The sequence below is a fragment of the Paenibacillus sp. Soil766 genome (assembly GCF_001428105.1).
Lineage (GTDB): Bacteria > Bacillota > Bacilli > Paenibacillales > NBRC-103111 > Paenibacillus_E.
The window spans coordinates 80103-102006 of the sequence record NZ_LMSJ01000008.1 but is presented as its reverse complement, the minus strand read 5'-3'; the positions used below and the strand labels follow the sequence as shown (position 1 = coordinate 102006).

Below are 21904 nucleotides of genomic sequence, written 5' to 3'. Positions count from 1 at the left end.
GTTAGTCTGACTTGGGCTTTTTACTAGAAATCCAAAAGATCGTTACAATGATTGTTAGTACAATCCATATAAGTACCATTAAAACATTCCATATTACGTTGGGGTTGACTGCCCCTGTAATTAATACTTCCATGGCATGTTTACTCATACTTGCGGGATTCATAAAATCTGTAAGAGTACTCAAACCAAGTACAATTCTACAGCCTAGTAGGAATACAATTGAAATTAATGCAATAATACCTTGACTATTAAAAATAGTACTTATCATCGTAGTGAAGGTTACCATAAACAGAACCCATAACAAATAGAACAATGAAGCTATTATCGCGTCCACAAAATTTACATTTGTAAACAGTATTTTAACATACATATACGAAATCAAGTAACCTAACACTACAGAACAAGCAACAAATATGAAATTGGCAATTATTTTACCACCTATGTACGATACTATAGTGACCGGTCTCGTAAGAATAAAAGCCAACATACCGTTGACTTTATCTGTCTGTAAGACCCCCATCATAGAAATTGCAATAATTATAATCCCCAACTGATCAAATTGAGCAGCTAAAGTAGTTGCGAGTACTTCCCCACCTTGTTGAGCAGCCATACTAGGATCAATTGTGATACCTTGTGCTCCACCGAGTGTTTCTAATATGGAGGGTAAATAATAGCTAACAACTGGTTGAGTTACTCCTAAAAATATAAATACAAGAGGTAGCCAAATAACTTTAAATTCACGTACCATTTGAACAAATTCCTTTTTCATTAGCACATTAAAATTATTCATTTTTCCACCACCAATTTTATGAATATCTCTTCTAATGTATCTTTGGTGATTTCAAACTTTACGAGATCAACCCGATGTTCCAAAGCACTTCTTATTAACATGTTTTTATTCAAACCTATATGTTCAACTTCAATTTTTATTTTATTTCCTACTGCTTCTACATCCTTTACATAGTTCAAATTTTTCAAAACTTCCATCCATTCTTGATTGATAGACATAACTTCAAAAATCATTTTATTTTCGCGATTGCTGTTTAACAAGTCGGAGATAGTTGTATCTTCAATTTTTTGCCCATTTTTGATTATAATAAATCTTTCACATATTTCTTCTGCATCGCTTAATATATGCGTCGACAATAAAATCGTAGTCTCTCTCTTGATTTCTTCGATTAGATTCAGTACTTCTCTTCGACCAATTGGGTCTAATGCCGATACCGGCTCATCCATTACAATCAATGATGGTTTGTGTAACAACGCCTGTGCAATGCCAAGTCTTTGTTTCATTCCACCTGAAAATGTTCCAACTTTTGAATTCTCTTCTCCACTTAACCCTACTTTCGATAATATTTCTGGGATTGCCTTTGTTAATTCTTCTTTTCTTAGTCCTGATAGTTCCCCCATGAAAGCAAGAGTTTCTTGTGCAGTCATCCAATGATAAAAATTAGGGTACTGTGGTAAGTAGCCAATTTCCTTTTTCATTTGCGAAATTTTCTTCCCGTTAAGCAATATTTCTCCCATTGTAGGATTAATAATATCTGAAATAACTTTGATGAGTGTCGATTTACCAGCCCCATTCGGCCCAATCAATCCCACACATTCTCCAGATTGCAGAACCATTGAAAAGTTATTTACAGCCGTTTTTTCTTTATATGTTTTAGTAACATTTTTGACTTCTAATTTCATATTCTTTCATTGTCCTTTCTGCCAATAACAAAGTATAGAATCGGACCAAACGTGTTTAGAAAAATAATAATGAGACTCCACAGCAAAACATTTTTCCTCGTTTTTCTGTGCTTGAATAAATCCATTAATGCTATTAGGATCAAAATCATCCCTACAGCAAGGACCGGTAAAATAACCGGCAATACAGACATGAAATCAATATCTTTTAATTCGTTCCACCCGTAATGCATTTGCAAATTAACCACTTCCTAAGTCATTATTAATCAATATGTTATCATTATCGATAATGATAACATATGAACGCGAAATGTTACACTTATTTTTTCTTTAAAGAATATTGTTTTAATTCTTATTGTTATTTACAATGATAATATTATCATTATAGATAATAACGGGATATTTTTTTGATTGGGGAGAGAAAAAAATGGCTAATAAAGCTGACATTATCCTGCACCCAGTAAGGATGAAGATTTCTCAAGCTTTAATGAGAAACAAAGAAAATGGACTGACTTCACTTGAAATGGTAAAAATCATTAAAGATGTGCCTCAAGCAACTTTATATAGACATATACAAGTTTTATTAGATGCTGGAGTTATCCGCATTATGAAAGAAAAAAAAGTGAGATCCATTTCCGAAAAATACTACATTTTAAATGAAGAAGAAGCCCGACTTAGTGCAGATGAGTGGAAAAAGTCTTCTAGTAAGGAAAAGCTGAATTATATTTCGTATTACCAATTATCGCTTATGACTCAATATCAAAACTATCTTACCAAATTAGAAGAGCAAGATTGCTCAGATGATGTTTCTACTTTTTCACTTGTAGAATTAAAGCTTGATGATGAAAATTTTATTAAATTTCAAAATGAATTAAACGACCTAATGATAAAATACTACAACACTACTAACAAAATTAATGATCTGGATGCACCAATTCGAACTATTGCCTTTACCATTATTCCAGAATCCTGAAACAGAACAGTCAAAAAAACATGATCCTGCTCTACAAGGAAACCATCCCACTGGATTGTGCGCATGTTGAAGTAAGTATGGTGATTTCTCAGCGATCAGCATACCTTACAACAAAAATAAAAAAATCATGTCTGTTGACATAAGTTTTTATGAGCTTGACAACACCTGCGACGACGACACGTAGCCCCACATCCTCTGGCTTATTCCGCTCAGCTACCACCGCGAAAAACTCGGTAGGAGCCGTATACGTTCTGATCGTATAAATCCGAACACCACTCCCAAACGTGACTGCTGGATTTTTATTATACCAGGCAACCTTATCAAGCCTCCATATGTCCATACAAAAGTGTGTTATGTTTGATTCGAATGCCAAATATTATTTTGTATAAAATAAATTTTCAAGAATATAGTTGTTTGTAATTATATTGAAAAAGAAACAGCGGCGGACTAGGACTGAAAAAACAAAGTCTTAGGCTGCCGCCTTTGCTGTTTATTGAACTAACGTTCTTTCGTTAGCTCAACAATCAGTTACCTTTCTTACCATTCTATTTCGCCCCATAAATCTCTTAGGTATTTATCACCAATCTTCGCGTTTTCGAAAAGTTCATCTGAATTGCGGAACTCTTGCGTAAACCCATCATGATTTCTTGTAAAATATACCCCGTCTTTATTACGACTTATCCAATAGCCAATCTCTTTATGGTAAATGAGAAATTCCTCTCCCCATCCAACTCGTTTCTTTAGTTCAAGAAAATCCTCATGTGTCATAATAAATCGCTCCCAATTCACTCTTGTAATCCGTCAACAGCTTGTCGTGCTGACCAACTGCCTTTGTTTCTCTTATGAGCTATCGTTCCTTCGTTAGTTTAATCAATTAGTTATCCTTCAACTAATTGATTAAATCTGATGTCACCTTTTTCTGTTTCAGCTATCAATATGTCATTTCGCTCTTTGACACGGAATATCTTTGTTCCCACTTCCAGTTTATTTGCTGTTCCATTTTTTAAATCTTTATCATTACTTCGGTGTCTGATTTCAGTTACTTGCATGTCTTTGGTTAATTTTAACTCGTCTACCCAAGGAACTCCTGCAATATAAATGGTGTCTTTATGCATGAAAATATTAGCTTTCAAATCCATTCTTAAAACCTCTTGTGCAGTTGGATTTCCACCCCTTTACAAATCTATCAAGTGAAATTGAGACGTGGAAATCCTCACGAATGTTGCAGCCTCTATTCAACTAATCCGCCCGCACTTTAACGAGCTAAAGGAAATAGCCGCGATTTGAATAAATGTATAATGTAATCCAAGACAAATCCTATACTAAGAAAAAAACAGAAATGAATTAAATATGCTGTGAACCGAAAGGTAACTAAAATACTACTACCCCCAAAAGCACTTTCGTTTATCATCCAGTCTCTGAATGGCTCAGCTCTTATCAACCAAGTATTTGGAGGAAATTGACTAAGAATAATATTTGCTAATCCACTCCCCAAATAGTCACTTAGATATATTATTATGTTCATTACTGGGAACCAAAAAGTGAATTTTCTTAGAAGAAACATAACGCTTACCCCCCAACAAATTCAGATAGAGCTTTAAAACAGAATTCTTTTTGTAAGCCACTCTATACGTTAGACAGTTTTTATTGTGAATAGTTTCCATAAATCTCTAGTAATTCACTTCATTTTGTATATATTAATTTTCAATTTCACTCCACTATCCTGGTTCAATAGGCAACCCAAAATACTTGCTGCCTGTTCGTCATGAAACTATCTCCTTTTAGCCATACATCCAGCGCAAGCGCCGCACCACGAGAATCAGTGAACCTTTTAGGTTCAACTAGTACAAATTCATAGGGATTTCATGTTAATTAGAATATAGCGTGGGTTTTTCCCCGACTTAGCCATAACTATACACGTGTTAAATTTTGCACCAAGGTTGGCCCTATCAAAAATTAAATAGGAGGAAAAAATTATGAAAAAATATATGTACTACGATCGGGAAAATCACACGGATATTGCAAATGAGTTAGACTCCCTTCACTTCGAAGGGAGTTTTACTTTTTTCAAAACACAAGGTATGTACGACCATATTGATTCAGATTATCTCGGAACAAGGATAATCGATCCTTGGGAGCAGGCTGAACTGGTTGCCAAAAAAGAAGCAATGGAAGCTAAGCAACTTGAAATGAAAGCTCGGAAAGAAAAGCGTCAACCCCCTCAACCAGACCAGGAAAGTGCAGAATCTGGATGTGAAAAGACTGAAGGCAATTACCCGATAACAGGTGATTTGGATTGTCTAAAGATTACCAAGAGTCGAAAAGAGCAAACAAAACTTCGCAGATTACTACTAAAGGATCGGACCAGTGCAGGTTGTGTACTTTGCGGAGAGGAAAAGCCGGCCGATTTTTTAATCGCAGCCCATATAAAGCAGCGTTCGAAGTGCACCGATAGTGAAAAAGCAGATATTCAGAATATCGGAGCTCTAATGTGTAAGCCATGCGATCATCTTTATGAATATAGGTATGTCATTGTAAAGGAGGGTGTGGTGACCGCTCGCTCTCGTAGTAAAGGAACCGACAAGCATCTTCAAGCGGAGATGAATAAGGTTGTCAGCCGGCAAGTCATCGGGTACACAGAAAAGAATGCTGAGTACTATTTGTGGCATGCCAGTCAGTAACAGACCATTCTAGTTGGAAAGGTCTTTTTTATGGCAAATCTGGAATGTGACTTGTCGAGGCACCTTCCATGATCACTCGTCTCAAAATCCATGTTATAACAAGTCCCATTTTAAAAACCTTTGAACTCACTAGTTTAAAGAGACTGCCATTTCGTACCCGGCAGTCTCTTGGTATTGTTCTAACGTTCCCAGTTAGTTGAATAAGCTACCAGTTTTTTTAAGACAATACAATGTTCATTTCGATGGATGAATCCTAACGGACTCTATAATAGCCTTAATTTCTTTATTCTGCTCAATTGTCAGTTTATTGCCCTGACTGGTATTTTTCAAATACACTATCATTCCGTCACTTTCTGAGGGGAGCCATAGCTGAAAAAGAGAAGAAGCCATTTTGTTATCCTTTAATACTATTTCAGCCTCGTAGTCGGGAGGGCTAACTTTAAGATCGCCAGGTATAGACTCTGCCGTCTGCATTGCTTTCAGAAATGTATCTATTTTCTTTTGTTCCTGGACGATGCCTGTGACTCCCTTATTTCCCATAGAATCTTTTTTGTATATAGTAATCTCTTTAACATCTTTATTGTTCCAATCCTCAACACACTTGGTGTTCTTATTTGAGCAATCTTTCCCGCCGTTGCAACCTGTAAGAATTAAAATAACGATACTAATACAAATCATTATTTTTTTCATCCAAATCCCCTTTTGTGTTATAAGACTAATTTCTACTGACGTAAAAAGGTACGGAATTGTTACGATATCTGCACGTTTGGTGAGCGAAAGGCTGCCGATCGTTTCGGCAGCCTCCTATTGCTGAGTATTGAAAAATCGTTCACCATTATCTCAATTAAGTTTGTCCAATAGTTGCCCAAAAACCACATGGGATTAAGGTATTTCGAAACATTTTAATTAATTCAATCTACAGATTTCTTGTTTAGCGACGTTCTCGACCCAAGTGACAAATTGGAAACAATCGTTAATGGTGTAGACCGTATACTCCGGATATCCTTCCAGAGGTGTGATATGCTCAAAACAGTGATCATGCGCGATCATTATGACGGACGAGTCCGCCTTACAATACAATGTCAGATTGCCATTGGCTTCAAAGGCAAACGCAATGTAATCGATAGGCTTTATCTCGCACAAGACCCCCTCATCGCTGCACACCTCTCCGATATAGGATTCCCACCCCTGGAAGCCTTCCTCCGCCTCTTGATAGGTGAGCGCTGAGTTTAAATTACAGAGCCAGCTGTCTTCCGTCTCATTCCATCGTTCCGTGATTCCACCGAAATGGGCTAACAATGTCCGATGTTCTGGACAAAGCGGTTTATCTACTACCGTTACAGGTGGTTTCACAAGCCATCCAAAGGACTCTCCCTGATGGTCCGTCCAACCCAATAATTGATAAGGTTCATGGTTGATCTGAAGCTCGGTGACTCGTGAGTTCCACAACAATTCGCTGAGTGTAGGGAATAAGTTTGTGAACGCGATCGAAAGATGAAAGAAATCTCTTCCTTGGATCGTTTGGGAGAATGATACTTGGTCGCCCGGCTTAACAAACCATGAGGTGTAATTGATAAAGTCTTCCAAATCTTGATTTGAACTACTCGCCATGTTAACACATCCTATTGAGGTTTTAAAAGTGTATTATCACCCTCACGTATTCTTTAATCAATAACCATTTTCCTTTTTTTGTAACATTAAATTTCGTTTAAACTAGTTAGCCCATTGAAAAAAAACTGCCCGTTAGCATGGAAACGGCAGCCGATTATGGATGGGCTGCCGTGGTGTCTTTATTAAGCTATTGTGTCCCGTTAGAGTCTATGCAACAAGATATCATTTTCGCACGCTATCGTATACCGAATCGAGATATGCTATTGCAGCTTGCTCAGCTTCTTCCTTGCGTATCAGTCCTTCGATATCTTGACGCAATCTTCTATAGATCTCTATAGAGACTTTCATCGCATGGTAACAACTTGAGGCGTTGTGGAGCGGAAGCGTCTCTTTAAGCTCATCCATTTCGTGAGCGGCATATTGCTCAAGCCTACGTACTCCAGACGGAATAAGCCCGATATTCATAAGTATTAATGGCCCAAGCACGGCACTTCGCATATATGATAGCAAATCAATGAACTCGAATAATTCGCCTCTACCTAATTTCGTTGCTCCATAATGTACCCATACCCAGAATCGATCCTCCATCCATTGAGGAGTAGGAGTAGGGTACGAAGGTAATGTCTCGTTGATGATTGAACGTAGCGAATTGTCGCGATCCCAAAGCACAAGCGGATTCTCAACTCGTACTGCCAGCTCTGATGTGGAGATGAACTTCAAATCGACATGGAGCGGTTGAGGCCCATACAGACAGATTACCAACCGAGGTTCACCTACATGCTCGCCGGTGAAAGATGAAAGCAAGCTGCCAAACGAATTGGCGATTCGAATGCGTTGCTCCATTATCTCTTCCTTGAATGCAATATCATATACAATGATTAAATCTAGATCACTGTATGCATCCATGGTCCCGCGAATGGCGGAGCCTCCGACAAGTAGCCCCGTGAGGCGCCCATCCTGACGGATTCTTCCGATAGCTTTATTAATGAATTGCTGGTGAATAGGTAACATAAGACTTATCACCTCTCGAAAATAGACCCATGCTAATGGGTATTACGGCAGTATATCACCTTGAAAAATAAGGTGTCAAATTCTTTTAAATCACCCTTCAATGCCGCGCTGCTCTTATTGAACTATCGTGTTCCGTTAACGTAATGGTCATCTTACTTAACCAGAACTTCAATTGCATGTGATAACTTGCTATTTTCAATTTCAATACTACGTAACGACAAGCTATCTTTTAAGTACGGTTCATTTCCAACCCCTTCAACGGGCACATTGTTAATATCAATCTCAGTAGTTCTAACCGTTAAGATTTGTTCCCCGGACTGGCTTACTTTGAACTCATCTTCAACCTCAAACGTTTTACCCGGGTTTATTTCACCTACATAACCTAGGCTAGTATATGCTCTGCTATAATTACTGCCTGTAAATGAAAAACGGATGATTGGATCCCCGTAAGATAGTTTAACGTTTTTATTACCAGTATATTTCAAACTGGCCTTTACTTTTAGTATTTCGCCATTTCTGATAACAGTTGGTGTTGTCACCTCAAGCACGAAATCCTTAGTTTTTACATTTTGTGTTACCACGTTTAACTCTTCGATACCTTCAAGCAATGCATCTTTTTCTTTATTACATGCAACCAAGAACAATAGTAAAAATACTAAATACATTCTCCATCGTTTCATTATATCCCCCCTATCTCAAGACGAATGGGGGATTATTTATGTTGCACTAACCTGCCCGTTAGTTGAGCAAAGGCTGATCGAAATCCAAGTTTTTATTATCATAAAGTCTAATTACTTTATTTTTATATAAATGTAACTTTGCTTCAAATTCTGGTCTACTACTTTCAAAGTCATGTGTCCATTTGTACATCATTTTTAACATGGTAATATCAGGTTTATAAAGACATTTTTCAATACCAAGGTTTTGTTTGAAGAACCGCGTTAGGATTCTAATTCTCCGCTTCCACAGTGGTGTGTCTAGAAAAATGATTGTATCAGCCATTTCATATAAGCAACGATAGGATTCGCGGTCGGTTCCTTCAAATATCCAAGTACCATTTTTATCAATTTCCCTAATAACCTCAACCTGCTCTGCGGCTGTACGCTTAAATCTCCCAGTCTCCGTTATATGATGAACTATACTATCCAACTCATACCAGGGAATATTTCTTTTATTCGATAGTTGCTTCGCAAGTGTTGTCTTGCCACTGGCTACAATTCCGATTATATAAACTTTTTTCATATTTCCCCCGCTGTACTTACAAAAATAGTTTATGAATTGCCCATTTACTATATTTCGTCATCATCTTACTTGCACCTCTTCCGCGTCTCCATGCTGCGCGACTCATCTAATAATCATGCAAGTATTTAGTGGGAGCACTTACACTTCCATAATTTTATATATTTCCCAATCCATAATACTCCATGGAATATACTAGCACACGCCTATGGAATGGAATAAAGAGGAGTTATTATTTTTGGTATAGAATATTCGTCGGTAAGGGATTTCGATATGAACATCCAGATGACAAAACACCATGTATCGGAAAGAGGGCAAAGGATGAACCGCTTTGATGAATTAATCTTAAAACGTAATAAATTAGCTTTTTGGTTAATTAGTTTTTTGACTGTGATCGGATTGTTGAATGTTTTGTTAGATCACAACTTGCTCAACTGGATTTCCTTTTTCATCCTATTGATTGCGTCTGCAGCAATTTTTAGCTGCAATTTTAAGAAAGTACTTATTCATCAGGTGCCTTATTTCCTGCTTGCGGCTATTTTCATACTATTGGTCACGCTCAGCAGCAAAAAGCTCGATATCCCATCTATGGTCGCATTTATTTCAATATTCATGATCTATCCGGTTGCTCGACCGATTTTAATTTACTCGATCCTCTCCGTCTTGAATTTGAACTTTTGGCTGATTGCAAATCATACTGTTGATTCGCAAACGTTATTTTCGGCAAATGCAGGGATTGTAATAACCGCAGTTGTACTCATTTTCGCATCGCGGCTTAATCAAAAAGTATTCATGGAAGCGGAGAAGCGATTTACCGAGATTATTGACGCCAACAAACACACCGAATATATGCTGCAAAACGTACAAAAAGCTGTTCAAAGCCTGAGCCGGTTCAACAACGGGCTTCGGAAAAATGTCGAGCAAACGGATCGTATTACCAGAGAGGTCACTATTGGTTTTTCGGAGGTATGTCAAGGCATCGAAACGCAAGCCTCCAGCGTGGCGGAAATTTCAGATACGATGACATCGAATCATCAAGATATCAATACCGTGTCCGGCAGTGCCTCCAAAATGAGCCAACTGGCTGTACATACGACAGAAATTACGATGCAGGGTAACGAAAAAATCCAGAACTTGACGGCTAAAATTCATGATGTGAACCGGATCGTGGAAGATACCGTTGCTTCCATGAATGAATTAGAAGTACAAAACCATGAGATCGGCACCATTCTTTCTACCATATCGGATATTGCCAATCAAACGAATTTGCTTGCCTTGAACGCAGCGATTGAAGCGGCAAGAGCTGGCGAGCACGGTCGCGGCTTTGCCGTCGTCTCCAGCGAAGTCAGAAAATTGGCCGAACATTCGCATGTCGCGGCAACGGAAATCTCTTCGATCCTGCAAGCGATCCAGTTGAAATCCCAGGAGCTTACAGCAAAAATTAAAGAGGGCAAGCAAGCGCTCGACGAAAGCAAAACCTCTGTAGTAGAGACAGAAACGTTCTTTCAACAGATTTCGAACAATACGAATTTATTAAAAACCCAATCGGCTGATGTCATGGAGAAAGCATCGCAAATCAAATCGTCGTCCGAGCATATTGTGCAAGAAGTGGCCAGTATTTCCAATGTCGTCCAACAATCCAGTGCGTCTACTGAAGAAATCCTGGCAAGCATGGAGGAGCAAAAAGAAAAAGTGCAAGACATTTCGGCCAGCTTTAACCAATTGGAGACCTTAATTTCCGATTTGGAGAAATTGCTGTCTGAAAAGCAATAGATAAAAAAGCGGGATGATCGGCATTTCTCCGATTAATCCCGCTTTTTCGTTAATTCTGAAACAATGCAGAACCCCAACCAAGTCCGCCGCCGAATGCAGCCAAGGCAATGATGTCGCCCCTTTTGATTCTGTTCTCATTATATCCCCGTCACTAGGTCTTATTTCCTTCTGACACAAGCTACATGTTGGTTTTTAATCATCGTAATCACCGGCAGCTTACGCGTTTTTATTATTTGACGAAATTATTTATTTTCTGCCGGAAAATAGGCTTACCAACAACTCGTACTGCTGAATCAGCTCCTCGGAAGGACGAATGCCAAGCTCTAGACTGAGAAGCCGAGCATAGCCGGTATACAGTGCGGTCAATCCTTTTCTGTCCCCGGTCTGCTCGCATATCGTCATAAGAAGACATATGACAGATTCGTCAAATGGATTGCGTTCTTTTAGCTTGAGCAGCAGCTTAGAGGCAGCGGTCATATCCCGCAAGGAAATAAGTGCTGTGGCAAGCTTTATTGAAAATGAATCGTACAACTTTGCATAGCGCTCCATTTCGTCAATAGCCCACAAATAGGATTTGTCTCCAAACAGATCTCCGGTATATTGCCGTTCAATTTGCACTGCTCTATCGACATTCCCAGCGTCAATGGATTCCAGCTTCTTCACTTGTTTTTCGAATTCCACATAATCAATAAAGGGATCCTTCAATTCGAGCGCGTAGCCATCGTTCTCCGATCTTACAATCCCACGCATGCCGAGAGGTTCCAAAGAATTGCGCAATTGATAAACTGTCGTATTCAAATAATTCTCCGCACCCTTTTGATCCATGCCTCCATAAATATCTGTAATGAGTCTCGAACGAGGAATACGTTTGCCATGATAAAGAACCAGGTAAGCAAACAGCTCTGTGCACTTTCGAGAGATCCACTTTACGCGGCCTGCTTCATTTCTAACAGCGAAGTCTCCGAGCGCCGTTATGACGATCTGACTCACATCCTGGGAAGCCGGAACTTGCAGTGGCCGTAGTTGCAATAGCTGCCAGTTCGAGAGCGCACGATTTACCGTCCGCTGCAGCCTCTCCTTGGAAACCGGCTTGACCAAATAATCCAAGACAGACAGTTCGTAAGCTTCTAGAGCGAAATCCTTATGAGACGTGATGAAGACGACTTGCGTGGCAGAACCGGATTTTTCCACCTTGGCGGCAAACTCCATCCCATTCTCGCCCTTCATCGAGATGTCTACTAAAGCCAGGCCGATATCGTCGTTCCCACTTAAGAAGGTGGCTGCGGACAGCGCATCTGTAAAAGCACCCGCAACATGAACCCCGGGCAGCTTATCCAGCATTTTGTGCAAAATCAAATGCATCGCTGGCTCATCGTCCACTACAATCACTTTCATACGTCTTTACCACCATTCTATTGTAGAATCTTTCCTACCACCAACAGGTCCCGGCAAGGTGAAGAAGAAAGACGTCCCAACTCCGGCTGCGCTCTCAAACCAGAGGCTGCCGCCATGAATCTTTACAAATTGACTGGCTAGCACCAGTCCAAATCTCATATTCCCAGGATCGTCTCCGATGACCGGCGTTTTGAAGAACTGATCGTTCAGACTCAGCATTTCCGCGGTCTTCTCATCAATTCCCTCTCCATTGTCGCTGACGGACACGATGATCTGATCGCCTTCCAATACGGCCCCGATCTCAATTACCCCGCCGAATCCCGTAAATTTGATAGCATTCGAGAGTAAATTTCGCAGAATGAGATCCAGCATCTCTTTATCCGCACTAACCGCAAGCTTCTCGTCGATTCGTTCCGTCATCCGAATCTGCTTCATGCCTGCCTTCGCTCCGGCAAGCGACAGAGACTGTCGAACGACCTGCTGCAAATTCCAGTCTAACGGCCGAAATACAACTCTTCCTTTCTGGCTACGATACCAGTCGAGCAAATTCTCAACGAGATGGAACGTACCCTGCACTTGTCCTTGGAGCTCTCGGAACACTTCGGCATGCTGGGCTTCGGAGGCAGCAAGCTCTTCACCGAGTAGTTCAGTTAGGCTGACGAGGAGTGCAATCGGATCGCGAATGTCATGCGCAACGACGGTGAACATCTTGTCCTTGAACGTGTTCAACTCAGATAGCTGTCTGGCATTCTCACGCAATCGGGTCTCGTTGTCCTTCAATTCCGTAATATCATTGAACATCAATATTTTTCCGATTGGAGCGCCCGAGTCGTAGATGAACGCTAAATTGCAGTGATAATGCTTACTGTGGTTTGCATGGAATCTTTGGAATGGGAAGCGTTCGTCTCCGGTACTAGCAGTGCGAATGTGCTCAACCAGTTCCGGACTGGAAGGCAGAACCTCACCCACGTAAGCAGGGTAATGCTTAGTCAAACCGAGTTCAGGAAGTACCTCTTCGGCTGCGCTGTTGTAACTTACGATTTGATCCTCGTAATCGAGCAGGACGACGCCATCCCGGATCGTGTCGAACACTTGAGTCAACGCAAGCGGAGTAAACTTAAGCAGATTAAACCGCAAAATCCCCCACACATAGACGACGCCCGAAACGACAAACCCAAACGGTGTCAAATCGACGACAACTCCGAACCACAATAACATATTGAACATCAGGGGCACGGCAGCCCCCATACTCAGAATGATGACTTGCTTGCGCACGATCCGAGAAGACCGCCAGTACATAGGGATAAACAGAAAAAAACCGCACATTATAACGAAATAATTATAGAGGGTGTGTACTTCATACCCAAGGCCTTTGTCCGTCTTATACAAAGGAAGCGAAGCTCCCTCATTCAAGTTATAGCTCTTGTAGATCAGGTGATGCCAATCGTTAGTCAAATGGAGAAAAAAAATAGTCGCTGGGATAACGAATAAGACCAGTGCAAGGCGTTTCCGATATCGAGCCGCTGTCCCCGTAAATTGAATGACCTGAAAGAACCATAGCGTAGAGACGAAAGGAATACCCAAATATTCAATTTGAAGCGCCAACTTCACTTCGTACAGATTTCGGCTAAGCAATTCGACCGCATAGCCTGTTGCGTAGCAAGCCGCTCCCATCATTATTAGAATCATCGTTTTAGCAATGGGTAAATGGCGTTTCTGGTAAGAAAGGAATGCGACGTACACCATTAGCGCCGCTGCGAGAAAAAGCAGTACTGACATCCATTGTATTTTATCCACAGCTGTCTCCTATATTAACTCTCAGACAATGTCTGATGAATAGCGTAACGCGAAACTAAGCTATTATCAAGCTCACTTCGTTTATGAATCTTCGGTTTAATGATCGTATTTTCAACTTAACTGCTGACTAACTAAGTAATAATAAAGACCCTGAGCTTGGGTAAGCTCAGCATGGGAGCCAGACTCCACGATCGCTCCGCGATCCATAACGAGAATGAGATCTGCTTTTTGCACCGTGCTCAATCTATGAGCGATGATTAGAGCGGTGCGTCCTTTCATCATCGAATCCATGTTTTGCTGAATAATCCGTTCCGACTCCGAATCAAGCGCACTTGTAGCCTCATCGAATATAAGAATGCTCGGCTCGCCCAGCAGCGCCCTTGCAATGGCGATCCGCTGTAGCTGCCCCCCGGATAAGCTTAATCCGCCCTCGCCAATCATCGTCTTGAAACCGAGCGGCAATGCGGTAACAAATTCGTAAGCTCCTGCCAACTTGGCGGCTGCTTCGACTTCTTCTAGTGTAGCGGACGGGAAACGAATAGCAATGTTGTCTTGAATCGTGGCACGGAACACGCGACTTTCCTGCTGGACGATACCGATTTTACGGCGCAAGGAAGCGGCATGAATTTGCCTGAGGTCGTGTCCATCAAGACGGATCGTCCCGCTTGTCGGCGTAAATAGCTTCGTCAGCAAATTGGCAAACGTCGATTTACCCGACCCGCTTCTGCCGACGATTGCAACGGTTTGCCCGGGTAGTATGCGGATACTAATTTGCTGCAAAATATTGGGGCCATCCTTTTCATAACGAAACGTCACATTGTCGAACTGAATGTGCCCTTTCAGCGCAGCCAGTCTTCGCATATTTTGCGACTCCCGCTCTTCCGGATGGGCCTGAAAGACATCGTCGATCCGTTCCATCGATACTCGCACTTCCATAATTTCGTTGAGCATCTCCAACAGGCTAGTTATCGACTGTGTAACTGTCAAGTAGACCGACATAAAGGCAACAAATTGACCAACCGTCAATTGCCCGTGCATAACGAAAACCGCGCCACCGTACAGCACCAGGGCGTTACCGATCGTTTTAATGCTGTTCGTAATCGTTTCAGATGCTACGTGTAATTGAATGGCCTTCATTCGCTGCTTCAAAGCAAGCTGCAGGTTATCCATCAGCTTCCATCTGATGGCCGATTCGGCGGCAAGGGCTTTGACGGTCGAGATCAATTTGATAGCTTCGACTATCGTCGTTTGAGACTCCGCCTCCGCTTCGAATTGTTTGCGGCTGTTTTTGCGCATGAGCGGCGAAAAGAGCAGCACTAGCGCGATATAGCACGGAATAATGGCAAACGCGATAAACGACAACTTGATATGATAGACGAACATAAGCGTTCCGTAGATGAGGATCGTCAATACATCAAGCAGCATTTGCACGGCCCCGGTTGTCAGCATTCTGCGTATTTTCTGGTTTTCGCCCACCCGACTTGTCAAATCGCCGATTGTGCGTGCCAAAAAAAACGATAAATGCAAGCTGAGTAAATGCTTATAGAAATCTCCCAGCATTGTGATGTCGATACGCAATGCGATTTGAGCTGCTAAAAAATTTCGGAACGAATTGACTACGATATAACAAACAGAGAGCCCAAGCATACCGATCAACAGCATCTGGAGAAGATCCGTGTGCTTATCTACAAGCACCTTGTCTACAATGACTTGCGTAATGATCGGTATCGCAAGGGCGATCAATTGCACGAGCAATGACGTGACTAGGAGTGATAGCAACAATTTTTTGTTCGGTATCACGTATGCGATAAACCGCGTTATTGGACTGCGAATACGCTCATGGGATGCAAGTCGCTCCGTTGGCGTTAGAGTTAAGATCGCCCCGCTCCAACCAGCCTGAAAATCTGCTCTGCTTTTTTTTTCCAAACCATATGCCGGATCACCAACGGTAACATGGGTTTTGGTCACTTCATAAACGACGATAAAGTGCTCGCCCTTCCAATGTGCAATCACTGGCAGCTTCATAACGGCAAGCTCATCGAGCTGCGTTGTAAAGCCTTGCGCAGCTAGACCGAGCGATTCCGCCGTCTCTATCAAGCCGTACAACGAGCTTCCTGAACGCGACATTTCCGTTTGCTCCCGAATCCGATTCAGATGAATGCGCGAGCCGTAGTACGTCATCACCATGGCAAGACAAGTAGGTCCGCAATCCATTTCATTTTGCTGCAAGAGAATCGGATATTTGCGCAGCCTGAATCGTCGTTTTGCAGGCTTCACTTCAGCCGTTTGCCAGAGAGATGGTTGGCCTGGAGCAGCCTCCAAGTCCATCGTGTCGTCTTCCCCATACTTGGATACGCTTGATACATAATTGGCGGAAATGCTCTCGATCGCTGTTTTCAGGGCAGGGTGCTCCACAATCATTTGATCGAAATCATCTTTACTTAACCGAAACAACTGAGCATCCTCGCTGGCTACAACCGTAGCTTTACGCTGCGCCCCTGTAAGCAGCGCTAATTCTCCGAAAAAATCGCCCGGAATAAGACGGTTTATTATGGTACCGTCTTCTTCCTTGCTGACCTCGCAATGCCCGGAGTGAACGATGTAAAATGCGTCGCCCTCGTCACCCTGACGCACGATGGGCTGCCCTTTTTCCACTTTAGTCACAGTCATCCGTTCCAGAAATATCCGAATGGCTTGATGATCACCAAAAGATAGCAAAGTCGTCCGTTTTAAAAACATGGAGACAGCGCGAGAAGACATGTAGGTCGTAAGCAGATGCTCAAGTCCGGGATTATGCAGCAGCACTTCACGAAGCTTCTCTGTTGGAATGGCTAGCAGTCGTACATTCCCTGCAGCGCTGTAGGTGATGGAGGGGCTTGGTTGCTCCATCTCGCTGCCCCATCCAAAGCTGTCCCCTCCCGACAATAGACCAAGGCTAATGTCCTTCCCGTTCAATTGTTCTTCGATCATCCTGACTTCTCCTGAAACGATACAGTAGAGAGACTCTGATGGGCCGCCCTTGTCATGGATCGTCTGTCCGATGGAGAATTGCAAGATCTCCGCATGTTGGGACAACCTTTGTTTTTCATCTGAACGGAGCACGCCAAATATTGATATTTTTTCCATATAGGTGAATTGTTTATTTGTCTCCATCTCTCACCTTTTCCCCTATAACCTGATCTTGTCCCTAAAGCGTAATATGTATGTTTGCTTGCTTACGTCTAGAAGAAAGCCATTCCTCGAACAAGATCTGTTCAATTCTCGATCGAATTTCGGCGTTCAGCTCCGCTGGGTAAACGTCTTCAACCTTAATCACGTAAAATTGTTTGTCGATTTCAAGAGGTCCGATAACTGTCCCGGCAACTGCCCCGAACGCATCTGTAGCAATAGCTCGCGGAAGTTGCCTTCTTTCCCGCCGACCGACATACCCTCCGGCAAGCCTCGATTGTTCGTCTGTTGAATATTCGCGCGCAAGCATAAAGAACTCCGCTCCCTCCTGTGCCTTGAATGTAAGCTCGCGTGCGAGCCCCCGTTCGCTAACGACGATTTGCGCGATAGCCACCGCATCGAACTCAGAACGTTGCTCGGTGAAGTATCGCTCCACCTTGCCGGATGCCACGTGCTCGCGGACGAGGTCCTTCACGATCTTCATTCGGGCAAAGTCAGCCAAGTCGGAGGTGGAAAGCGAGCGTTCTGCTAACCACTCTTTTACTTCCAAGGCTTGATAGAGCTCGTTCTCCGCTCTCCAGTCATTGACAGCCGTCTGGATCTCCTCCGGACTGGCTGTCAGTTGATGCTCTTGCGCGTAGCCGGCGATAAGTACATGTGATGCGTAAACCTCTATCGCACTGAAACGGCCGCGCATATTGGCAAAGCGCAGAACAGTCGCTAATGAATAGCTAGTTCCTTCTATGTGAAGGGCAATAACCTGATCGAGTGACATCATGGCAACCCCTTTATTTTCGTCCTAATTCTAGATAAAAACGCGGGGGAATCCCCCGCGCCCTGATTAATAAGAAGCACGTGATTGACGCCCGCCGGTTACGTTCTTCGATTCTTCCTCGGACAACTTCTTAGGCAAGTTGTCGAGTTTGATTTCGGCAGCATTGTTTGTTTCTACCGATTCTTTGCTCGCTTCCGCTTTCTTGTTCTGTTCCATTTTTTTCACCTCCTTCAGAATTCATAAGGCAAGTTTACTACAGCCAAATAAAAGAATAATGAAAGAATTCGGCCATAAAATAGGAGAAACCGCGTAGCATCAAGCCTTCGCGGTTTTTTTATTGATGTAATTAATTCATTTCTGTCAGGAAAGTATGCCTTCAGGCAGTTCGATCCCTGTTGCCTTAATAATGAACTATACTCCATCTACTTAACTCTCGTGTCTCGTTCATTAATTTTGATCAACAATTCAACGGCCTTTGGCAAAACATAAATATTTTTTTGTCGTTCATTATTGGCTGGGATTTTCCGCTCGATGAATCCTCTTTGCTCAAGACCTTGAAGCATGCCTGTGATGCTAGCCCCGCGCAGATGAAACCGATCAGCAAGATCCCTCCAAAAGAAGCGCTTCAATCGGCAACCTCGAAACCGCCCGCAGGTGGCCGTATTGCCGAAGGTGCGCGCGCTGATCTGGTACTGGTCAATGGCGACCCGACTACCAATATCTCGGATACCCTATCTATTAAGTGATTTGGTTCAAAGATGTACAAAAACAAAGTTAATTATTTCAACTTTTTGTGGCAGGGCACTCTACTTCGAGGAGTGCCCTGCTATTTCGGCTTCTTTTGGGAAAATTATTGCAAGTGAGATTTGCAACAATAGGTGGAATCCGTACGTTGGTAATTACGTAGTTTAGTTAACTTATAGGGGGATAAAGAGAATGAAAGTAAAATTAGCAGTAATTCTTTCTGTTACGCTTGTTTTGATGACAGGATGTCTTGATAAAGAAAACATTCCAACTCCCACTGCTACTGAAACAAGTCCAATAGCGGCAAACCCTGCTCCAGCGAAACCGACCTTCACCTCAGAGGACGTTGTAAAGTTACTCAATACGCAGGGGCTTGAATTGATGCCCCCGAGCAAAAAAGAAGGGTTTCCAACTCTAAACGGAATATTGCCCATAGAATTCACCATCAGCAAACCTACCGAAGATACGATGCGTGTTGAGTACATCAGCATCTACATTTTTAGAGACGTCAAGGAGTCCTACAAAGGCTTAGAAGAATTCAACAAGGAAAAAGAAAAGTACAACATGGTTGTTCCAAGCGTTTGGCAAAACGGAAACGTTCTGGTCTTTTATGGACACAGCACGCCGTTAGGAGAGAATACAGCATTCGAAGAACAGATCAACAATGCCCTCGCAGGATGGAACGTAATATACAAGCACCAATCATTAGATTCAAATAATGAGATCGCTGCAGCTGACTTAATGGGTTCAGTCAAGGTAGATAATTTAGGGAAACATGCAGTCGTGACGTACAGATTTACAAACCAAAGTAAGAAAACGATCACTATTGTTGGAGGAGCCCGATACAAACTATTAAAAAACAATAAGGTCATCGAAGAAGGGTCGGTTCCAATAAAAGACTACATCGACTTGAAACCTGGGGAAGTTTATGAAGATACAAAATCCTTTTCCGATTTAAAAGGGGCATATAGCGTTCAAGTTGAATGGGGCAAAACCGTTGTTACCGCTGATTTTGTTGGTAACTAAGCGTACATGATATTCCCAATTCGTAATTTGTGCAAACACAAGCTTTCGGCAATACACCTTTGAAATCGTTGAACGAAAGACAGCTGCCGATATCTTGTTGGCAGCTGTCTTGTTATTCAAATCGTTACTCTACCAAATTTCCTTTAGAAGTAACTACAATATGCAATTCTCCAAGTATAACTATAAGGTTACCATTTTCGTTGCAACTTTTCCCCGGAATGTCTGGTCATGCTCCACAAAAACCATTGTTGGATTAAAGCTGTTAATAAGCTCTTCAACTTGCATTCGTGAATAAACATCAATGAAGTTTAGTGGTTCATCCCAAATGTATAAATGAGCTTTTTCACATAAACTTTTAGCTATAAGCAACTTTTTCTTTTGTCCACCAGAATATTGGGATAAATCTTTCTCGAACTGGATACGGTCAAAATCCATCTTTCGTAGAATAGATTTAAATATCGGTTCATCAATCTGATTTTCTTCAATAAAGTCAGCTAACTTTCCCTTTAAATGAGAGGTATCTTGCTGTACATAAGAAATGACAAGACCTGAACCCACGTTCAAAGTACCTGTATGCTGGAGTCGATCTCCTAGAATAAGTTTTAAAATGCTACTTTTTCCACTACCATTCTTTCCATCAAGCACTACTCGGTCTCCTGCTACAACATTAAAACTTATTGGCGTATTCACTAATTCACTTTCATACCTAACAGCCACGTCTGTTAACTGAATGAGTTCTTTCGATTTGTATGCTAAAGGCTCTAACTGTAATGACTCCGTTTTTTCCACATTTTTTAGCAGCATCGACTTTTCTTCAATTGCTTTATGTTGCCTTGACTCCAGGTTCTTTGCACGTTTCATCATTTTTGCAGCTTTATGTCCAACATATCCCTTGTCCAATTTAGAACCAGAATTCGTTGTACCATTTTTGGAAGCTTCTACTTGATTAGACCAATTAGCTGAACGTTTTGAAGATTGTTGCAGCCTTCCAATGTCTTTTTGTAGACGCTCATTTGTTTTTTCCTCATGTTCCTGCTGTCTATCAAAATTCAGCTTCCAAGAAGAATAATTACCACTTTGAACTTCGATATTGGCTCTGTTTATTGACAAGATGTGGTCAACACAGCCATCCAAAAAGTTTCTATCATGTGAAATTAAAATGAAACCTTTTTTCCTTTTTAAATAAGTAGAAACCATCTTTCGTCCATTGGTATCTAGGTGATTAGTTGGCTCATCAATTAACAAAAATTGCCCTTCATTCAAAAATAGTGCAGCCAGTAAAACCTTCGTTTGTTCCCCATTCGATAATGTTTCGAATGGTCGGTACATCACATCAGCATCGACATCTAAATAAGATATTTCCCGAAGAAACTCCCAATCTTCTGCTTTAGGACATATCTCTTCTACTATTTCATATGTGAATCTGCTTTTATCCGAGACTGGATATGGGAAATAATTGAATTCAACTGAAGATATAATTTTTCCGTTGTATTCATATTTTTCTAATAATAGATTGAAAAAAGTTGTCTTACCTCGACCGTTGCGGCCAATAAATCCAAGCTTCCAATCCGTATCTATTTGAAAGCTAACATCTTCAAAAATTGGATCAAAGCTACTGGGATATGAAAATGTCAGGTTTTGTACATGAATCATTGACATGGTGGGTTCCTCCTTTTTATAACACACGATTTCTTTATAAAAAGTCGGTATATATCCATCAATTCTCATTTCACTCCGTATAAGTTCAATGGATACTAACGACTTATACGGAGTGAATCATGTGTAACAACCGTTTCAGTACTCATGTGCCCCTCCTTTAAAAAAGCATACCGATATATTCACACAACACTTTCGCATTAAAAAATAAAGAGCTACAAGAAAGTTACCTTTCTTGTAGCTCAAATAAACGAAAACAGAATCCACCCATTTAAATGGGATAGATCAAATTATTTGAGTGAAGAGAATAAGTAACTTTCTCGCTTAACAAAGTATAAAACAGCTTAGCTTATGTTTTATCATTCG

At 41.5% G+C, this 21904-nt stretch carries 20 protein-coding genes and 4 pseudogenes; 4 read left to right on the top strand and 20 right to left on the bottom strand.

The annotated features are described in order from the left end of the window. Nucleotide 1: 1 nt before the first annotated feature. Genes ASG89_RS07365 through ASG89_RS07355 form a run of 3 tightly spaced genes read right to left on the bottom strand, consistent with a single transcriptional unit; the run spans nt 2 to nt 1928 of the window. Nucleotides 2-790, bottom strand: coding sequence for an ABC transporter permease (locus tag ASG89_RS07365; protein WP_057309948.1), 789 nt, complete (start codon nt 788-790; stop codon nt 2-4). Then, nucleotides 787-1692, bottom strand: coding sequence for an ATP-binding cassette domain-containing protein (locus ASG89_RS07360; protein ID WP_057309947.1), 906 nt, complete (start codon nt 1690-1692; stop codon nt 787-789). Before ASG89_RS07360 ends, ASG89_RS07365 begins: the two co-directional genes overlap by 4 nt. Then, nucleotides 1689-1928, bottom strand: a complete 240-nt coding sequence (locus ASG89_RS07355) for a PLD nuclease N-terminal domain-containing protein (protein WP_057309946.1) — start codon at nt 1926-1928, stop codon at nt 1689-1691. Before ASG89_RS07355 ends, ASG89_RS07360 begins: the two co-directional genes overlap by 4 nt. 188 nt (nt 1929-2116) lie before the next feature. On the opposite strand from ASG89_RS07355, the gene ASG89_RS07350 reads away from it, so the two are divergent. Then, nucleotides 2117-2662, top strand: coding sequence for a helix-turn-helix domain-containing protein (locus tag ASG89_RS07350; RefSeq protein ID WP_057309945.1), 546 nt, complete (start codon nt 2117-2119; stop codon nt 2660-2662). Between the two features lie 36 nt (nt 2663-2698). Here the strand turns inward: ASG89_RS07350 and ASG89_RS36200 are convergent. The 4 genes and pseudogenes from ASG89_RS36200 to ASG89_RS07340 all read right to left on the bottom strand — a co-directional run. Then, nucleotides 2699-2764 (bottom strand): annotated as a pseudogene (locus tag ASG89_RS36200) (thymidylate kinase); the annotation flags it as partial. A 110-nt stretch (nt 2765-2874) separates the two neighbouring features. Then, nucleotides 2875-2949: pseudogene (locus ASG89_RS36195) on the bottom strand (formylglycine-generating enzyme family protein); the annotation flags it as partial. A 250-nt stretch (nt 2950-3199) separates the two neighbouring features. Then, nucleotides 3200-3430, bottom strand: a complete 231-nt coding sequence (locus ASG89_RS07345) for a hypothetical protein (protein ID WP_057309944.1) — start codon at nt 3428-3430, stop codon at nt 3200-3202. 110 nt (nt 3431-3540) lie between these two features. Further along, nucleotides 3541-3801, bottom strand: coding sequence for a hypothetical protein (locus tag ASG89_RS07340; protein WP_057309943.1), 261 nt, complete (start codon nt 3799-3801; stop codon nt 3541-3543). 837 nt (nt 3802-4638) lie between these two features. Here ASG89_RS07340 and ASG89_RS07330 point away from each other — a divergent pair. After that, nucleotides 4639-5343: an HNH endonuclease gene (locus ASG89_RS07330; protein ID WP_057309941.1), complete on the top strand. Its 705-nt coding sequence runs from the start codon at nt 4639-4641 to the stop codon at nt 5341-5343. 234 nt (nt 5344-5577) lie between these two features. Here the strand turns inward: ASG89_RS07330 and ASG89_RS07325 are convergent, their stop codons facing one another. The 5 genes from ASG89_RS07325 to ASG89_RS07305 form a co-directional block, all read right to left on the bottom strand. Next, complete coding sequence (locus ASG89_RS07325) at nt 5578-6033, bottom strand: hypothetical protein (RefSeq protein WP_057309940.1); 456 nt, start codon at nt 6031-6033, stop codon at nt 5578-5580. A 216-nt stretch (nt 6034-6249) separates the two neighbouring features. Continuing rightward, entirely contained in the window at nt 6250-6954 is a 705-nt protein-coding gene (locus ASG89_RS07320; protein WP_057309939.1) for a hypothetical protein, read from the bottom strand. A gap of 222 nt (nt 6955-7176) precedes the next feature. Beyond that, nucleotides 7177-7965 (bottom strand): nucleotidyltransferase domain-containing protein, encoded by a 789-nt coding sequence (locus ASG89_RS07315; RefSeq protein ID WP_057309938.1) that lies wholly within the window; start codon nt 7963-7965, stop codon nt 7177-7179. A gap of 152 nt (nt 7966-8117) precedes the next feature. Then, complete coding sequence (locus tag ASG89_RS07310; RefSeq protein WP_057309937.1) at nt 8118-8645, bottom strand: hypothetical protein; 528 nt, start codon at nt 8643-8645, stop codon at nt 8118-8120. Nucleotides 8646-8703: 58 nt separating this feature from the next. Beyond that, nucleotides 8704-9207: a hypothetical protein gene (locus ASG89_RS07305; protein WP_057309936.1), complete on the bottom strand. Its 504-nt coding sequence runs from the start codon at nt 9205-9207 to the stop codon at nt 8704-8706. Between the two features lie 318 nt (nt 9208-9525). On the opposite strand from ASG89_RS07305, the gene ASG89_RS07300 reads away from it, so the two are divergent. Further along, entirely contained in the window at nt 9526-10977 is a 1452-nt protein-coding gene (locus ASG89_RS07300; RefSeq protein ID WP_057309935.1) for a methyl-accepting chemotaxis protein, read from the top strand. Nucleotides 10978-11026: 49 nt separating this feature from the next. Here ASG89_RS07300 and ASG89_RS38580 read toward each other — a convergent pair. The 7 genes and pseudogenes from ASG89_RS38580 to ASG89_RS07275 all read right to left on the bottom strand — a co-directional run. Further along, nucleotides 11027-11107 (bottom strand): annotated as a pseudogene (locus ASG89_RS38580) (3-oxoacyl-[acyl-carrier-protein] synthase III C-terminal domain-containing protein); the annotation flags it as partial. 116 nt (nt 11108-11223) lie between these two features. Continuing rightward, nucleotides 11224-12372 carry a response regulator gene (locus ASG89_RS07295; RefSeq protein ID WP_057309934.1) on the bottom strand — a complete coding sequence of 383 codons (1149 nt, stop codon included), beginning with the start codon at nt 12370-12372 and terminating at the stop codon, nt 11224-11226. Between the two features lie 6 nt (nt 12373-12378). After that, a complete protein-coding gene (locus ASG89_RS07290; RefSeq protein WP_057309933.1) occupies nt 12379-14169 on the bottom strand; it encodes a histidine kinase N-terminal 7TM domain-containing protein in 1791 nt (596 codons plus the stop codon). Nucleotides 14170-14280: 111 nt separating this feature from the next. Next, on the bottom strand, nt 14281-17322 hold the full coding sequence (locus ASG89_RS07285) for a peptidase domain-containing ABC transporter (protein ID WP_057309932.1): 3042 nt from the start codon (nt 17320-17322) through the stop codon (nt 14281-14283). 34 nt (nt 17323-17356) lie between these two features. Next, complete coding sequence (locus ASG89_RS07280; RefSeq protein ID WP_082592818.1) at nt 17357-18115, bottom strand: peptidylprolyl isomerase; 759 nt, start codon at nt 18113-18115, stop codon at nt 17357-17359. Between the two features lie 63 nt (nt 18116-18178). Next, nucleotides 18179-18328 (bottom strand): hypothetical protein, encoded by a 150-nt coding sequence (locus ASG89_RS36190; RefSeq protein ID WP_157276556.1) that lies wholly within the window; start codon nt 18326-18328, stop codon nt 18179-18181. Between the two features lie 209 nt (nt 18329-18537). Then, nucleotides 18538-18723 (bottom strand): annotated as a pseudogene (locus ASG89_RS07275) (MarR family transcriptional regulator); the annotation flags it as partial. Between the two features lie 325 nt (nt 18724-19048). On the opposite strand from ASG89_RS07275, the gene ASG89_RS07270 reads away from it, so the two are divergent. Further along, complete coding sequence (locus ASG89_RS07270) at nt 19049-19882, top strand: hypothetical protein (protein WP_057309930.1); 834 nt, start codon at nt 19049-19051, stop codon at nt 19880-19882. A 180-nt stretch (nt 19883-20062) separates the two neighbouring features. Here the strand turns inward: ASG89_RS07270 and ASG89_RS07265 are convergent, their stop codons facing one another. After that, complete coding sequence (locus ASG89_RS07265; RefSeq protein WP_057309929.1) at nt 20063-21541, bottom strand: Lsa family ABC-F type ribosomal protection protein; 1479 nt, start codon at nt 21539-21541, stop codon at nt 20063-20065. Nucleotides 21542-21904: the final 363 nt, after the last annotated feature.

Coding starts and splice junctions, on each gene's coding strand:
- ASG89_RS07365 (WP_057309948.1), bottom strand. CDS start 790: ATGAATAATTTTAATGTGCTAATGAAAAAGGAATTTGTTCAAATGGTA.
- ASG89_RS07360 (WP_057309947.1), bottom strand. CDS start 1,692: ATGAAATTAGAAGTCAAAAATGTTACTAAAACATATAAAGAAAAAACG.
- ASG89_RS07350 (WP_057309945.1), top strand. CDS start 2,117: ATGGCTAATAAAGCTGACATTATCCTGCACCCAGTAAGGATGAAGATT.
- ASG89_RS07345 (WP_057309944.1), bottom strand. CDS start 3,430: ATGACACATGAGGATTTTCTTGAACTAAAGAAACGAGTTGGATGGGGA.
- ASG89_RS07340 (WP_057309943.1), bottom strand. CDS start 3,801: ATGGATTTGAAAGCTAATATTTTCATGCATAAAGACACCATTTATATT.
- ASG89_RS07330 (WP_057309941.1), top strand. CDS start 4,639: ATGAAAAAATATATGTACTACGATCGGGAAAATCACACGGATATTGCA.
- ASG89_RS07325 (WP_057309940.1), bottom strand. CDS start 6,033: ATGAAAAAAATAATGATTTGTATTAGTATCGTTATTTTAATTCTTACA.
- ASG89_RS07320 (WP_057309939.1), bottom strand. CDS start 6,954: ATGGCGAGTAGTTCAAATCAAGATTTGGAAGACTTTATCAATTACACC.
- ASG89_RS07315 (WP_057309938.1), bottom strand. CDS start 7,965: ATGTTACCTATTCACCAGCAATTCATTAATAAAGCTATCGGAAGAATC.
- ASG89_RS07310 (WP_057309937.1), bottom strand. CDS start 8,645: ATGAAACGATGGAGAATGTATTTAGTATTTTTACTATTGTTCTTGGTT.
- ASG89_RS07305 (WP_057309936.1), bottom strand. CDS start 9,207: ATGAAAAAAGTTTATATAATCGGAATTGTAGCCAGTGGCAAGACAACA.
- ASG89_RS07300 (WP_057309935.1), top strand. CDS start 9,526: ATGAACCGCTTTGATGAATTAATCTTAAAACGTAATAAATTAGCTTTT.
- ASG89_RS07295 (WP_057309934.1), bottom strand. CDS start 12,372: ATGAAAGTGATTGTAGTGGACGATGAGCCAGCGATGCATTTGATTTTG.
- ASG89_RS07285 (WP_057309932.1), bottom strand. CDS start 17,322: ATGGAGACAAATAAACAATTCACCTATATGGAAAAAATATCAATATTT.
- ASG89_RS07280 (WP_082592818.1), bottom strand. CDS start 18,115: ATGATGTCACTCGATCAGGTTATTGCCCTTCACATAGAAGGAACTAGC.
- ASG89_RS36190 (WP_157276556.1), bottom strand. CDS start 18,328: ATGGAACAGAACAAGAAAGCGGAAGCGAGCAAAGAATCGGTAGAAACA.
- ASG89_RS07270 (WP_057309930.1), top strand. CDS start 19,049: ATGAAAGTAAAATTAGCAGTAATTCTTTCTGTTACGCTTGTTTTGATG.
- ASG89_RS07265 (WP_057309929.1), bottom strand. CDS start 21,541: ATGTCAATGATTCATGTACAAAACCTGACATTTTCATATCCCAGTAGC.